The 14187-nt window shown below is 72.4% G+C and carries 12 protein-coding genes; 6 read left to right on the forward strand and 6 right to left on the reverse strand.

Annotated elements, in window-relative coordinates:
* The first annotated feature begins 55 nt into the window (after positions 1-55).
* The gene (locus ABH940_RS22995; protein WP_370106079.1) at positions 56-925 is read left to right on the forward strand and encodes a class I SAM-dependent methyltransferase; all 870 of its coding nucleotides are present in this window, start codon (positions 56-58) and stop codon (positions 923-925) included.
* Between the two features lie 62 nt (positions 926-987).
* Here ABH940_RS22995 and ABH940_RS23000 read toward each other — a convergent pair whose 3' ends face one another.
* Positions 988-2082, reverse strand: coding sequence for a hypothetical protein (locus ABH940_RS23000; protein ID WP_370061759.1), 1095 nt, complete (start codon positions 2080-2082; stop codon positions 988-990).
* Positions 2083-2326: 244 nt separating this feature from the next.
* Between ABH940_RS23000 and ABH940_RS23005 the strand changes: the two genes are divergently transcribed.
* Positions 2327-4798: a helicase-associated domain-containing protein gene (locus tag ABH940_RS23005; protein ID WP_370061761.1), complete on the forward strand. Its 2472-nt coding sequence runs from the start codon at positions 2327-2329 to the stop codon at positions 4796-4798.
* 150 nt (positions 4799-4948) lie between these two features.
* Positions 4949-6592: a DNA repair helicase XPB gene (locus ABH940_RS23010; RefSeq protein ID WP_370061763.1), complete on the forward strand. Its 1644-nt coding sequence runs from the start codon at positions 4949-4951 to the stop codon at positions 6590-6592.
* A 28-nt stretch (positions 6593-6620) separates the two neighbouring features.
* Here the strand turns inward: ABH940_RS23010 and ABH940_RS23015 are convergent, their stop codons facing one another.
* Positions 6621-6815: a hypothetical protein gene (locus ABH940_RS23015; RefSeq protein WP_370061765.1), complete on the reverse strand. Its 195-nt coding sequence runs from the start codon at positions 6813-6815 to the stop codon at positions 6621-6623.
* A 412-nt stretch (positions 6816-7227) separates the two neighbouring features.
* Between ABH940_RS23015 and ABH940_RS23020 the strand changes: the two genes are divergently transcribed.
* Positions 7228-9381 (forward strand): AAA family ATPase, encoded by a 2154-nt coding sequence (locus ABH940_RS23020; RefSeq protein ID WP_370061767.1) that lies wholly within the window; start codon positions 7228-7230, stop codon positions 9379-9381.
* A 65-nt stretch (positions 9382-9446) separates the two neighbouring features.
* Here the strand turns inward: ABH940_RS23020 and ABH940_RS23025 are convergent, their stop codons facing one another.
* Entirely contained in the window at positions 9447-10151 is a 705-nt protein-coding gene (locus tag ABH940_RS23025) for a copper homeostasis protein CutC (protein ID WP_370061769.1), read from the reverse strand.
* A gap of 197 nt (positions 10152-10348) precedes the next feature.
* Here ABH940_RS23025 and ABH940_RS23030 point away from each other — a divergent pair, with 197 nt between their 5' ends.
* Together ABH940_RS23030 and ABH940_RS23035 are read left to right on the forward strand one after the other, a co-directional pair.
* Positions 10349-11119 (forward strand): hypothetical protein, encoded by a 771-nt coding sequence (locus tag ABH940_RS23030; protein WP_370106080.1) that lies wholly within the window; start codon positions 10349-10351, stop codon positions 11117-11119.
* A 19-nt stretch (positions 11120-11138) separates the two neighbouring features.
* The gene (locus ABH940_RS23035) at positions 11139-11600 is read left to right on the forward strand and encodes a YcxB family protein (RefSeq protein WP_370061773.1); all 462 of its coding nucleotides are present in this window, start codon (positions 11139-11141) and stop codon (positions 11598-11600) included.
* Between the two features lie 19 nt (positions 11601-11619).
* On the opposite strand, the gene ABH940_RS23040 is transcribed toward ABH940_RS23035, so the two are convergent.
* From ABH940_RS23040 to groL, 3 genes are all read right to left on the reverse strand, one after another.
* Entirely contained in the window at positions 11620-11889 is a 270-nt protein-coding gene (locus tag ABH940_RS23040; protein ID WP_370061775.1) for a DUF4031 domain-containing protein, read from the reverse strand.
* Positions 11886-12242, reverse strand: coding sequence for a hypothetical protein (locus ABH940_RS23045; protein ID WP_370061909.1), 357 nt, complete (start codon positions 12240-12242; stop codon positions 11886-11888). The genes ABH940_RS23040 and ABH940_RS23045 overlap by 4 nt, the downstream gene beginning before the upstream one ends.
* 268 nt (positions 12243-12510) lie before the next feature.
* The gene (gene groL / locus ABH940_RS23050) at positions 12511-14133 is read right to left on the reverse strand and encodes a chaperonin GroEL (protein ID WP_370061777.1); all 1623 of its coding nucleotides are present in this window, start codon (positions 14131-14133) and stop codon (positions 12511-12513) included.
* Positions 14134-14187 lie beyond the last annotated feature (54 nt).

The raw sequence follows: 14187 nt of genomic DNA on the forward strand, positions 1-14187 counted from the left end.
CGCAGATGTCTTGTGATGCACCTCACTCCGGAACACCATGGCTCCTATGCCGACGATGCCGACGACCCCAGAGCAGGAGAAGACGCGTGTCGCGGCGGCCAGGAAAGCCTTCATCGCGGAGGGCTTCGACCTGGTCGCGGACACCTACGACGAAGTCAACGGCGAGTTCTTCCGGGCCACCGCCGCCCGACTGGTCCAGCACGCGGGCCTGCGACCGGGCGACCGGGTGCTGGACCTCGGCTGCGGCCGGGGCGCGGTCCTCTTCGCCGCAGCGCAGGCCGTCGGTCCCGACGGCTACGCGGCCGGGCTCGACCTCTCCCCCGGAATGGTGCAGGCGACCGGAGCGGAGATCGCCTCGCGCGCCCTGCGCAACGTCGTCGTCCGGGTGGGCGACGCGGAGGATCCCGGCTACCCGGCGGCCTCCTTCGAGGCGGTCCTGGCAGGGCTGATGCTCTTCATCACCCCCGACCCGGAGGCCGCGCTGAGCGCAGCGCACCACATCCTCACGCCGGGCGGCCGGTTCGCGACCAGCAGCTTCGGCACGACCGACCCGCGCTGGTCCCGCCCGCTGGACGCCGCGCTGTCCTTCCTCGACGAGCCGCTGCCACCCTCGTCCCCACGCCAGGGCGCGCGCGGCGGCCATCCGGCGTTCGACTCCGTCGAGTCGATCGGGAAGCTCTTCGAGTCGTGCGGCTTCACCGAGGTCCGGACGGTCACCGAGACGACGTCGGAGGTGCTGGCGAGTGGGGACGCGTGGTGGCGTTCACTCTGGAGCACGGGCCGCAGGGCCTGGCTCTCCCGCATCCCGGCCGACCGCCTGCCCGCAGCGAAGGCCGCTGCGCTGGCGGAGCTGGAAGCGCTCCGCGAAGGCGGCGAGCTCCGGCGCGAGAGCGAGCTCCGGTACACGGTGGCGACGCGGGCGTAATGCGGGCGTGATGCGGCGGGGAAGTTGCACTAGCTGGGGCGTGGGCCCTGCCGCAAAGTGACTCACCGTCGGTAGATCCGCCACCCCAGGAACGCCGCCGACAATGCCGCCCCACCCCGGAGCCACGTCGCGAACGCGGCGTGGCTCGCCGCGGTGACCTGGGCCGAGGTCAGCGCCGCGTGGCCCGTCGAGCCCGTGCGGGAGTAGAGCCAGAAGCCGCAGGCGGCCGCGCAGATGCCCGGGATCCAGAGCGCAGCGACCCTCCCCGTCCGGTGGCCGAACCGGCGGCCGGCGTAGGCGAAGAGCCAGCCCAGCAGCGCCAGGTACCACAGCCCGGTGACCGTCGCGGCGACCAGCACCAGCGTGGCCAGCGACTCCACGAACGGCAGCGGAACTCGCGGAACTACCTCGCTTGAACCGGCGGGCGCCTGCGGGCCGGAGAGGACGCGGCGCAGCCACGCGCGCTTCTCGGGCGCTGCGTCGGGTGTGGCCTCTGCCTCCTCGTCCTCGGCCGCGTCCTCCGTCTCCGCGGGCTGGACCTTGGGGAGGCCGGTGACCGGGTCCATCACGTCCGAGTGCTGGTCGCGGAAGAACTCCTCAAGGAGGCCGCCCGCCCAGCCGGGCGGGCTGTCGATCGCGCGTGCCCCACCACGCCTGGCCGAGGCCCCGCGCCACCACTCGTCCGCGGCGTAGACGGAGTCGCCCTGCGCGTCACCGAACGCATCAGCACCGGCGTCCGCGCCTCCCGCTGGTCGGGCCACGCGCTCCGAAACCGGCGGAGCGGCCTGGACCGGGACGGACGGGCCCGCCGGAACGGAGGGACCGGCCGGAACCGACGACCCGGAGGAGCCCGACAGTCCCGACAACCCCGGTAGCCCACGGCGGCGTCCGCCAGACGCGCCGGGCTCCGGGAGGGAGCCGCCGGCCGCACGGCGGACCACCTCGTCGGGAGCGCCCAGACCGGAGAGGATCTTGCGGACCGAGTTCACCTCCGCGCGGGTCGAGCCCGACGACGACGCCGCCTTCTGCGTGTCGATGGTCTGGCGCAGGGAGTTGACCAACCGGGCGCGGTCCGCTGCGGTCAGCGCAGCGGACTGGGCCAGGTCACCGACCCGGCTCAGATAGTCGTAGACGAGCTGCTCGCTCTCGATCCCCATGCTGCCCCTGCCCTCCCCGCAGCCCGTCGGCCTGCCGGTCTGCTCGGCGGTCAGCTTAGGACAGGCCCTCCGTGCCAGGTGCGGTTGTCACACCCGTACCCGTGGATCCTCACCGGTACTCCCCAGCTCATCTGCGTCACCACGCGCACGCTGACCTTGACGGGACGCCGCCGGGGCACCGCCGGACGCCCCGGACGCCGCCGGACCCGGACCGGGTGGAGACCGAGCGGGTAGCCTGGGTCGGATGAGCACCGGGAGTACCGACGGATCCAGGGCCGCCGCTCGATCCGCCGCCGACACCACCGCCGCCGACGGCGCGAGCTCCGCGCCGCGGACCCTCGCGGAGGACCTGCGCGGCCGGGACGACGACGCGCTCGCCGCGCTGCTGCGCTCCCGGCCCGACCTGGTCCACCCCGTGCCCGCCGACGTCACCCAGTTGGCGACCCGCAGCTCCACCCGGGCCAGCGTGGTCCGCGCGCTGGAGCGGCTGGACCTCTTCACGCTCCAGGTGGCCGAGGCGCTCGCCGTCGCGAGCGACCCCTGTGCGCCCGCCGAACTCAGCGCCCTGCTCGGCGTCGCCGACGAACCGGCGACTGCCGCCGCCCTCGCGCCCGCGCTGGCGACGCTGCGCGAAGCGGCCCTGCTCTGGGGCACGGACGACCGCCTGCGGCTCATCCGCACGGCCCGCGACGTGCTCGCGCCCGCGGCCGGACAGACCGGTCCGACCGGGCTCGGGCCGACCTTCGCGGAGGCAGGTGCCGGCCTCTCGCCCGGGCGCCTGCAGGAGATCCTCGCCGACGCCGGACTGCCGAGCACCCACGACCAGGTGAGCGCGCTCGCCTCGCTGAGTGCCCTCTTCCGGGACCACACGCGGGCGGACGCGCTGCTCGCGCAGGCACCGGAGGGCGCGCGCGGCGTGCTCAACAAGCTCGTGTGGGGTCCCCCCTTCGGTGCCACGCCGCCGCGTACGGTGCGTGCCGCCGACGCACGCACGCCGGTGGAGTGGCTGCAGGCACGCGGCTTCCTGCTGCCCGCCGGACGCGACGCGGTGGTGCTGCCCCGCGAGGTGGCCCTGCATCTGCGCGGCGGGCTGGTGCACCGTCAACTGGAGCCGACCGCACCCGAGGTGACGGTCGCCCGCAGCCTCGACTCGGACCAGGCGGACCGGGCCGCTGCCGCCCAGGCGTTCACGGCCGTCCGCACGGTCGAGGAGGCGCTGGACCTGTGGAGCACCGACCCCCCGCCGGTGCTGCGCGCGGGCGGGCTCGGCGTCCGCGAACTTCGGCGTACCGCGCAGCAGTTGGACCTGCCCGAGCAGCTGACCGCCTTCTGGCTGGAACTCGCCTACGGCGCGGGCCTGCTGGCCCCGGACGGCGAGGCGGACGAGCGCTGGGCGCCGACCCCCGCCTACGACGAGTGGCTGCGCCGTCCGGTCGCGGAACGCTGGCTGCTGCTGGCCCGCACCTGGCTGACCGCCACCCGCATCGCCGCGCTCGTCGGCAGCCGCGACGCGAAGGACAAGGTGCTGCCCGCCCTCGGCGGCGGCCTCGACCGGGCGTTGGCCCCCGAGGTCCGCCGCGACACGCTGATCCTGCTCGCGACGCTGCCTCCGGGCGGTGCCGGCGACGTGGCCGCCCTGACGGACCGTCTGCGCTGGCAGCACCCGCTGCGCGGCGGCGAGCTGCGCGACCGCCTGGTCGCCTGGACGGTCGACGAGGCAGAACTCCTCGGCCTGACCGGACGCGGCGCGCTGGCGCGCTTCGCCGTTCCGCTGCTGGACGGTGCCGAGGCAGCGGTCGAGCGGGGACTGGACGTGCTGCTGCCGGAGCCACTCGATCGGGTGATCCTCCAGCCCGACCTCACCGCGATCGCGCCCGGCCCGCTCAAGACGCCGCTGGCGCAGACGCTGGCCGTCGCAGCCGACGTCGAGTCCAAGGGCGGCGCGACCGTCTACCGCTTCACGCCCGAGTCGGTGCGCCGCGCCCTCGACGCGGGCCGCAGCGCGGCCGAGCTGCACACCTTCCTCGCCGAGCACTCCAGCACGCCGGTGCCGCAGCCGCTCAGCTACCTGGTCGACGACGTCGCCCGCCGCCACGGCCGCCTCCGGGTCGGCGCCGCGTCGGCGTATCTGCGCTGCGACGACGACGCGCTGCTGGCCGAACTGCTGGCCGACCGCCGCGCAGCGCAGCTGCGGCTGCGCCGCCTGGCCCCGACCGTCCTGGCCGCCCAGGCGGATCCGGCTGCGGTGCTGACCCAGCTGCGCGCCATGGGCTACGCCCCGGCGGCCGAGTCCGCCGAGGGCGACGTCCTGATCACCCGTCCCGACGCCCGGCGAACACCACCGCGCACTCCCCCGGCCCCGGTCCCGGACGGCCCGCCGCCGGTCACCCCGGCACTGGTCTCGGTCGCCCTCAAGGCCATCCGCGCGGGCGACCGCGCCGCCACCGTCCCGCACCGCGCCGTGACTCCCGGCGGCCCGCTCCCGCGCACACCCGCCGCGGAGACGCTGGCGACCCTCCAGACGGCCGTCCTGACCGGCGACCCGGTGTGGATCGGCTACGTCAACGCGGACGGCGCGGCCAGCCAACGCGTCATCGAACCGGTCCGCGTCGAGGGCGGCATCGTCACCGCCTTCGACCAGGCCGACGAGGAGATGCACACCTTCCGCCTCCACCGCATCACCGGCGTCGCGGAGTTGGAGTCGGAGCAGGCGTAGGACCGCGGTGCACAGGGCCCGAACGACATCGACCTCACCGCCGTCGACGAGCTGTGGCGCTGTAACCGCAGTCACGTCGCTTTCCGCTCCGGGCCGCGATGCGGGACACTTGGGGTTTGCCCACCGTCCGGTACCGGAGGAGAGACGTACGTGAACGACGGCTCAGGTCCCCTCATCGTCCAGTCCGACAAGACGCTCCTGCTGGAGACCGGTCACGACGCCGCGGACGAGTGCCGCCGTGCGATCGCGCCGTTCGCGGAGCTGGAGCGCGCGCCCGAGCACGTGCACACCTATCGGGTGACCCCGCTGGGCCTGTGGAACGCGCGCGCTGCCGGGCACGACGCCGAGCAGGTCGTGGACGCCCTGGTCCGCTTCTCGCGCTACCCGGTGCCGCACGCGCTGCTGGTCGACATCGCGGACACCATGGACCGCTACGGACGCCTCCAGCTGAGCAAGCACCCCGTGCACGGTCTGGTGCTGACCACGACCGACCGTCCGGTGCTCGAAGAGGTGCTGCGGTCCAAGAAGGTCGCCCCGCTGGTCGGCCAGCGCCTGGACCCCGACACGGTGGCCGTGCACCCCTCCGAGCGCGGCCAGATCAAGCAGGTGCTGCTCAAGCTCGGCTGGCCCGCCGAGGACTTCGCCGGCTACGTGGACGGCGAGGCGCACCCGATCGAGCTCGCCCAGGACGGCTGGAAGCTGCGTCCCTACCAGGAGCAGGCCGCCGACGGTTTCTGGCACGGCGGCTCCGGCGTCGTCGTGCTGCCCTGTGGCGCGGGCAAGACGCTGGTGGGCGCGGCGGCGATGGCCAAGGCCAAGGCGACCACGCTGATCCTGGTCACCAACACCGTCTCGGCCCGCCAGTGGAAGCACGAGCTGGTCAAGCGGACCACCCTCACCGAGGACGAGATCGGCGAGTACAGCGGCGCCCGCAAGGAGATCCGGCCGGTCACCATCGCCACCTACCAGGTGATGACGACCAAACGGAAGGGCGTCTACCCGCATCTGGAGCTGTTCGACTCGCGGGACTGGGGCCTGATCATCTACGACGAGGTGCACCTGCTGCCCGCACCCGTCTTCAAGTTCACCGCGGACCTGCAGGCCCGCCGCCGGATCGGCCTCACCGCGACGCTGGTGCGGGAGGACGGGCGCGAGGGCGACGTCTTCTCACTCATCGGCCCCAAGCGCTTCGACGCTCCGTGGAAGGAGATCGAGGCGCAGGGCTACATCGCCCCCGCGGACTGCTGCGAGGTGCGGGTCACCCTCACCGACTCGGAGCGGCTCTCCTACGCGACGGCGGAGCCGGAGGAGCGCTACCGGTTCTGTGCCACTACGGCGACCAAGCGGCGGGTCACCCAGGCGCTCGTCGAGAAGCACCGAGGAAAGCCGACGCTGGTCATCGGCCAGTACATCGACCAGCTGGACGAGCTGGGCGAGGCGCTGGACGCGCCGGTGATCAAGGGCGAGACGACGAACGCACAGCGCGAGAAGCTGTTCGACGCCTTCCGTGAGGGCGAGATCAGTGTGCTGGTGGTGTCCAAGGTCGCCAACTTCTCCATCGACCTGCCCGAGGCGACGGTGGCGATCCAGGTCTCCGGAACCTTCGGCTCCCGCCAGGAGGAGGCCCAGCGGCTCGGCCGCGTGCTGCGTCCCAAGGCGGACGGGCACATGGCGCACTTCTACTCGGTCGTGGCCCGGGACACCATCGACCAGGACTTCGCCGCGCACCGGCAGCGGTTCCTGGCCGAACAGGGCTACTCCTACCGGATCGTGGACGCGGACGACGTGCTGTAGCTCTGGTCGCTGGTCGGTCGGGCGGTCTTCAGGAGGAGTCGTCCGGGATGCCGTCACGGCCCAGCAGGACGATGGAGATGGCCGTGGTGGCGACGATGCCGACACCGCGGGCGCAGGCCGCGATCGGGTTGCGCGGCTTGCGCTCCGCCTTGGTGGCACCACGGGCAACGACGGGACGGTCGGGACGGACGCGGGGACGGGAGTCGACGTGTGCGGTAGCCATGTCTCCACGCTAGGTTTTCGTCCCCTCGAAGTCGTCAGCCCACGGAGCGAAACGGATCGTCCCCAGAGCTCCTCCGCAGGACGTACGCGGACTCGTCCGTTCGTCAGGGTTACCCCTGATCTCGGCTGAATCTCGGCTGAATCTCCGTCGACTCCGCTGATCTCGGCCGATCTCCGGTGATCTCTGACCTCGCTCGCCGATCTCGCTCACGGATGTCGCTCACGCCGGAAAATGATTCGCCCGCCACCCTTCGTCGGGTATATGGTTTCCGGTCTGCCGCCTCCCAAGTCGCGAACCTGGGGAGGCGCCGCCCGGACGGTAACCGGGCGGCTCTCAAATCTCCCATCGCAGACTTTTTGAGACCGCTGCGCGCCGGCCACCCCCGGTGTCCCGCAGCCGGGAAGGCTTCTTCGTGCCTGCGCACAGCCCCGACTCCCCTGTTTCCACCGACCCCGCCGCCGTCGATTCGGGCAACCCGCTCGACCGCGAACGCGCCCACCTCGCCTACTCCCGGTCCGCGCTGCGGGCCATGCGCGAGGACGTCGAGGCGCTCGACATCAGCGACGTCACCGGGAACTGGGTCAACGCCGCTATCCTGGCGCGCGAGATCGACGACCGGATCAAGGCCCTGGCCGACCTCGCGGACACCCCGCTCTTCTTCGGCCGTCTCAACTTCCTGCACGCTCCGGGCGCGAACCTCGCCGAAGGCAGTGAGAGCGAACAGTTCTACATCGGCCGCCGCCACGTGCACGACGCCGACGGCGACCCGATGGTCATCGACTGGCGCGCGCCCGTCTCCCAGGCCTTCTACCGAGCCAGCAAGAAGGACCCGCACGACGTCGCGCTGCGCCGCCGCTTCGGCTACACCGGCGGCGAGTTGACCGCCTACGAGGACGAGCACCTCAGCGACCCGAAGGAGACGACCGGCCCCAGCGCGCTGCTCGCGGCGGAGATCGAGCGCCCGCGCGTCGGTCCGATGCGCGACATCGTCGCAACCATCCAGCCGGAGCAGGACGAGATCGTCCGCGCCGACGTCCACGGCACCGTTTGCGTCCAGGGGGCGCCCGGCACCGGAAAGACGGCGGTCGGCCTGCACCGTGTCGCCTACCTGCTCTACGCCCACCGCGAGCGGCTGGCCCGGACCGGCACCCTGGTCATCGGCCCGAACCGGTCCTTCCTCCAGTACATCGAGCAGGTCCTGCCCGCCCTGGGCGAGTTGGACGTCGCCCAGGCGACCGTCGAGGAGCTGGTCTCCCACGTCCCGCTCCGGGGCGTGGACACGCCGGAGGCGGCGCGTCTCAAGGGCGACGCGCGGATGGCCGAGGTGCTGCGGCGCGCGGTGCGGTCCGGCATCACCATGCCGACCGAGGGCTGCGTGGTGGCCCGCGGCTCCCGACGCTGGCGCGTCGCCTCCTACGAACTCGAGGACATCGTCCGCGAACTGATGGACCGTGACATCCGTTACGGCGCAGCCCAGGCAGCGCTTCCGCAACGGATCGCGCACGCCGTCCTGGTCAAGATGGAGAACGGCGGCGAGGCCCCCGACGACCGGGTGCAGGACGCGGTGGCCCGCAACGCCGCCGTCAAGGCGACCGCGAAGGCCCTCTGGCCGCCGGTGGACCCGGCAAAGCTGGTGCTGCGCCTGCTCGGCGACGCGGAGTTCCTGGCGCAGTGCGCGGACGGCGTCCTGACCGGGGACGAACAGGCGGCCGTGGTCTGGGACAAGCCCGGCCGAAGCGTGAAGACCGCGCCGTGGACGGCCGCCGACTCCGTCCTGGTCGACGAGGCCCGCGACCTGGTGGAGCGGACCTCCTCGCTCGGGCACGTCGTGCTGGACGAGGCGCAGGACCTCTCCCCGATGCAGTACCGCGCGGTCGGCCGCCGCTGCACCACGGGCTCGGCGACGGTCCTCGGCGACATCGCCCAGGGCACGACGCCCTGGTCCACGGACACCTGGGCGACCGCCCTGCATCACCTGGGCAAGCCCGGTTCCCGGGTCGAGGAGCTCACCATGGGCTTCCGCGTCCCGGGCGAGGTGATCGACTACGCGTCGCGCCTGCTGCCCTCGATCGCCCCCGACCTGGCGCCGGCCTCCTCGATCCGCGAGAACGCGGGAGCACTGACGATCCGTCACATCGACGGTACGTCCGCACCGGAGGACACGCAGGCACTCGACACCGCCTCCGCCCTGGCCCCCGCGACGCCCCCGGCACTGACCGACGCCGTGGTGACGGCGTGCCTCACCGCGCTGGAGAACGAGGGCTCGACCGGCCTGATCGCCGCGGACGCACGCATCCCGGCGCTGGGCGCGGCGCTGACGGCGGCCGGCCTGCCGTACCTGGAGCCCGGCACGGAGACGTCCGCGGCGGCGCGGCTCACGCTGGTGCCTGCTTCGCTGGCCAAGGGCCTGGAGTACGACTACGTGGTCCTCGACGAACCCGCCGCGATCGTCGACGGCGAGGCCGACCTCCGCACGGGCCTGCGGCGGCTGTACGTCTGCCTCACCCGCGCCGTCTCCGGCCTGGACGTCCTCCACGCCCGGCCGTTGCCGGAGGCGCTGGTCTAGCCGGTGAGCAGACGGGGGTGCACTTCCCAGGGGCGCGGGGCGCCCCCCGGGTAGTGCACCCCCCGTTACGCCGCCAGGACGTCCGCGTCCAGGAGGCGGCGCCACTGTTGGACGCGGCCGGTGTCGAGCGGGCTGTCCCAGCCCGCGACGCGGACCATGCCGCCGACGTGGAACCCGTCGATGCCGAGCGCGCGCAGGCGCCCGACGTGCTCGCTGCGGAGGCCGCCGCCGACGAGGATCCTCGGCGCGTAACCGGGCTCGCCCGCGCGGGTGATCTCCTCACCGAGAACGTTCAGCCCGGAGGACACACCCTCCGGGGAGCCCGCCGTGAGGACCGTGTCCAGGCCGGGGAGGCCGTCGATCGCGGCGCGGACCGCGTCGCGGGACACCGCGTTGTCCAACGCGCGGTGGAAGGTCCAGCGGCAGCCGGGGATCGCGTCGAGCACGGTCCGCACCGCGGCGAGGTCGACCGCGCCCTCCGCGGTCAGGAAGCCGAGGACGAACTCCTCCGCGCCCTCCGCACGCAGCGCCTGCGCCCGCGCGCAGAGCGCGTCGAGGTCGCGGACACGGAAGCCCGCGCCGTCACGGAGCATGACGCGAAGCGGGACGTGCACCGCCGCCCGGATACGGGCGAACTCCGCGATGTCCGGCGTCAGCCCGTCAGCCGCCATGTCCGAGGCCAGCTCCAGCCGGTCCGCACCCCCCGCGGCAGCCGCGACGGCGTCCTCCGCGGTGGTCGCGATGACCTCGAAGATCGCCCGATCACTCATGTGCAGCCTCTCTGCTCCGCTCTCGACGCGCGACCGTCGCGGACGGCCGTGCGACCACCGTGCAACCGCCGTACGGGCACGGCCAAGCATCCCAACAGGTCTAGTCCAATACACCCTAGATCCTCGCGGGCACCCGACGCATCCCTCATCTGGCCGCACCCCAGCGGATCAGGGGCTGTCGGGACCACAATGGCTGTATGCCAGAGCCGTCGCATGCCAACCCCCACCCCGCCGCCCGACGTTCCGGTCCGCAACCGGGACCACGGGGCCAGGCGGCGCAGCCGGGCACACCGCCGGGCGGGCAGCAGAGCGCCGCGCACCCGGACCAGGCGCTCGCCGACGCCCTGCTGGCCCGCTGGACCGCGCTCTTCGCCGCCCCCGAGGCGGAGCCGTACGGCGAACAGCTGCTGCGCCGCTGGTCGGAGCCGCAGCGCCGGTACCACACGGTGCGCCACCTGGCCGCGACGCTCTCCGTGATCGACCGGCTCGCCGGTCACGCGGAGGACGCCGACCTGGTCCGCGCGGCCGCCTGGTTCCACGACGCGATCTACGCCCCGGACCGCAGCGAGAACGAGGAGCGCAGCGCGCGCCTCGCCGAGCGCGTCCTGCCCGAGCTGGGTGTCTCCGACGAGGCCGTCGCCGAGGTCGCCCGCCTGGTGCGGCTGACCGCCGCCCACGACCCCGCCCCCGGCGACCACAACGGCGAGGTCCTCTGCGACGCCGACCTCGCGGTGCTGGGCTCCCCGCCGCAGATCTACGCGGGCTATGCGGCCGCGGTGCGGGCGGAGTACGCGTTCGTGCCGGACGAGGACTTCCGCAACGGCCGCGCGGACGTGCTGGAACGGCTGCTGGCACTGCCCTCGCTCTACCGGACCCAGCTCGCCCGCTCCGCCTACGCGGAGCGGGCTGCCATGAACATGCGTACCGAGCTTGCACGTCTGCGCGATAGGGTGCCGCCCGTCACTTGAGTCGATCCGGGTGGGGCACATGGACATAGAGGCCGACTTCGCCTATGCGCGCGGCGAGCTGCGCAGCCGCTGGCTGCGGACCCGCGCGTGGATCAACCTCCTGTGGCTGCTCTGCGGACTCGCCGGGCTGGTCATCGCCCTCGCCTCGCACCCCGCGTCCGTGTCGCACCTGGCGCTTCTTGCGATCTCAGTCATGCTGCTCTCGGTGCACGGCCAGATCGTCGGCCACAAGCTCCGCTCGCTCACCACCAGCAACGAGATGTCCCTGCGCTTCACCGATGCCGGGCTGAGCTGGCGCAACCAGTTCGTCTCGCACCAGATCCGCTGGCCGGCGGTGCGCCGGGTCCGGCGTACGGGCGGCTGGCTGGTCTTCGAGGGCACCCGCAGCGTCGGCGACGTCGCCTTCCCGGCACGTGCGCTGAGCGAGGTCCAGATCGAGGAGCTGATCCAGTGGCTGACAGCCCAGAAGCTCATGCGCTGAGCTCGCTGACGCGCTGACCTCAGGCGCGCGGCGCGCGCCGCTTCGGGCGGCGCAGGCCCGCACCGGTCAGCCGGGCCACGATCTCCCGGCTCCGCACCGGCACGGCGCCGAGGCCGAGCGCGGCCTCGTAGAGGCGCTCGGGGACGTCGTAGTGGTCCCCGTCGAAGCCCCGCTCCGGCACGCCGAGCCGCCGGGCAAAGGCGTGCAGCTCGTCGAAGGACCGGTCCGAGACCAGGTGCGACCAGAGCCGCCCGTGGCCGGGCCAGGTCGGGGGGTCGATCAGGATCACGGGGTGAGCTCTCCGACCGGCGCGACCACCACGCCCTCCTTGCCGCAGACCCAGTGCGGGTCCGGACCGAGCTCGGGCTCGACGGAGAGCGCGTGCGGATCCCCCTCGGCCGCGCACACCTGGCAGAGCGGCCAGCGCCCCCACCCCTCCAGCAGCCTGTCCTGAACGTCCTGGGCGACCAGGCCCAACACGTAGTCCACCCCGTCCGGCCACTGCTCCACCCACCAGCGCCGCTGCGCGATCGCATCCTCCAGCAGCGAGACGACTGCGGCGTCGGCGACGTCCCGCGCGCTCAAATCCCGCAGCAGGGCGCTGCGCGCGGCGTGCAGGGAGGTTTCCAGGGCGTTCTCCATCACTCCAGTGTCTCCTTTCCTCGCGACGGGACGTTGCACTGTCCAGGGGCGCGGGGAACTGCGCGACAAGCCACCCGTGCAGGTAGAGCCCCGACCTCACAGGGCCATCCGTATATCAGTGGTTTCTCGCGTAGTTCCCCGCACCCCTGGACAGTGCAACGTCCCCATCTGCAAAAGACGTCCCCATCTGCAAAAAGTCGGAAGGCGACCCACCCCCGTGAGGGGTGAGCCGCCTTCCGTGGGGCTCAGAACATCCGATCCGTCAGGATCAGAAGTCCATGTCACCGCCCGGCATGCCGCCGCCGGCCGGGGCCGCGGCCTTCTCCGGCTTGTCGGCGATGACGGCCTCGGTGGTGAGGAAGAGCGCGGCGATGGACGCCGCGTTCTGCAGCGCGGAGCGCGTCACCTTCGCCGGGTCAATGATGCCCTCGGCGATCAGGTCGACGTACTCGTTGGTGGCGGCGTTCAGGCCGTGACCGGCGGGGAGGTTGCGCACCTTCTCCACCACGACACCGCCCTCGAGGCCGGCGTTGGTCGCGATCTGCTTGATCGGGGCCTCGAGCGCGACGCGCACGATGTTGGCACCGGTCGCCTCGTCGCCGTCCAGCTCGAGCTTGTCGAACGCGACACCGGCCTGGAGCAGGGCCACGCCACCACCGGCGACGATGCCCTCCTCGACCGCGGCCTTGGCGTTGCGGACGGCGTCCTCGATGCGGTGCTTGCGCTCCTTGAGCTCGACCTCGGTGGCCGCGCCCGCCTTGATGACGGCGACGCCACCGGCCAGCTTGGCCAGGCGCTCCTGCAGCTTCTCGCGGTCGTAGTCCGAGTCGCTGTTCTCGATCTCGGCGCGGATCTGGGCCACGCGGCCCGCGACCTGGTCGCTCTCGCCGGCGCCGTCCACGATGGTGGTCTCGTCCTTGGTGACGACGACCTTGCGGGCGCGGCCGAGCAGCTCGAGACCGGCGGACTCCAGCTTGAGGCCGACCTCCTCGGAGATGACCTGGCCACCGGTGAGGATGGCGATGTCGCCGAGCATGGCCTTGCGACGGTCACCGAAGCCCGGGGCCTTGACGGCGACGGACTTGAAGGTGCCGCGGATCTTGTTGACGACCAGGGTGGAGAGCGCCTCGCCCTCGACGTCCTCGGCGATGATCAGCAGCGGCTTGCCGGACTGCATGACCTTCTCGAGGAGCGGGAGCAGGTCCTTGATCGAACCGATCTTGGAGTTGGCGATGAGGATGTAGGGGTCCTCGAAGACCGTCTCCATGCGCTCCAGATCGGTGGCGAAGTACGCCGAGATGAAGCCCTTGTCGAAGCGCATACCCTCAGTGAGCTCGAGCTCCAGACCGAAGGTCTGGGACTCCTCGACGGTGATGACGCCTTCCTTGCCGACCTTGTCCATGGCCTCGGCGATCAGCTCGCCGATCTGGGTGTCGGCGGCGGAGATGGAGGCGGTGGAGGCGATCTGCTCCTTGGTCTCCACGTCCTTGGCCTGCTCGAGCAGCTGGGCGGAGACGGCCTCGACGGCCTTCTCGATGCCGCGCTTCAGAGCCATCGGGTTGGCGCCGGCGGCGACGTTGCGCAGACCCTCGCGGACGAGAGCCTGGGCCAGCACGGTGGCGGTGGTGGTGCCGTCACCCGCGACGTCGTCGGTCTTCTTGGCGACCTCCTTGACGAGCTCGGCGCCGATCTTCTCGTACGGGTCCTCGAGCTCGATCTCCTTGGCGATCGAGACACCGTCGTTGGTGATCGTGGGAGCGCCCCACTTCTTCTCCAGAACGACGTTGCGGCCCTTGGGGCCGAGCGTGACCTTGACGGCGTCGGCGAGCTGGTTCATACCGCGCTCGAGGCCGCGACGGGCCTCCTCGTCGAACGCAATGATCTTGGCCATGGAAGCGGTCCTCCTGGACAGACTGGCTGCTTCGGACCGCGCCTGCGCCCGCGA

Source organism: Streptacidiphilus sp. BW17 (assembly GCF_041262485.1).
GTDB lineage: Bacteria > Actinomycetota > Actinomycetes > Streptomycetales > Streptomycetaceae > Streptacidiphilus.

Coding starts and splice junctions, on each gene's coding strand:
- ABH940_RS22995 (WP_370106079.1), top strand. CDS start 56: ATGCCGACGACCCCAGAGCAGGAGAAGACGCGTGTCGCGGCGGCCAGG.
- ABH940_RS23000 (WP_370061759.1), bottom strand. CDS start 2,082: ATGGGGATCGAGAGCGAGCAGCTCGTCTACGACTATCTGAGCCGGGTC.
- ABH940_RS23005 (WP_370061761.1), top strand. CDS start 2,327: ATGAGCACCGGGAGTACCGACGGATCCAGGGCCGCCGCTCGATCCGCC.
- ABH940_RS23015 (WP_370061765.1), bottom strand. CDS start 6,815: ATGGCTACCGCACACGTCGACTCCCGTCCCCGCGTCCGTCCCGACCGT.
- ABH940_RS23025 (WP_370061769.1), bottom strand. CDS start 10,151: ATGAGTGATCGGGCGATCTTCGAGGTCATCGCGACCACCGCGGAGGAC.
- ABH940_RS23030 (WP_370106080.1), top strand. CDS start 10,349: ATGCCAGAGCCGTCGCATGCCAACCCCCACCCCGCCGCCCGACGTTCC.
- ABH940_RS23035 (WP_370061773.1), top strand. CDS start 11,139: ATGGACATAGAGGCCGACTTCGCCTATGCGCGCGGCGAGCTGCGCAGC.
- ABH940_RS23045 (WP_370061909.1), bottom strand. CDS start 12,242: ATGGAGAACGCCCTGGAAACCTCCCTGCACGCCGCGCGCAGCGCCCTG.
- groL (WP_370061777.1), bottom strand. CDS start 14,133: ATGGCCAAGATCATTGCGTTCGACGAGGAGGCCCGTCGCGGCCTCGAG.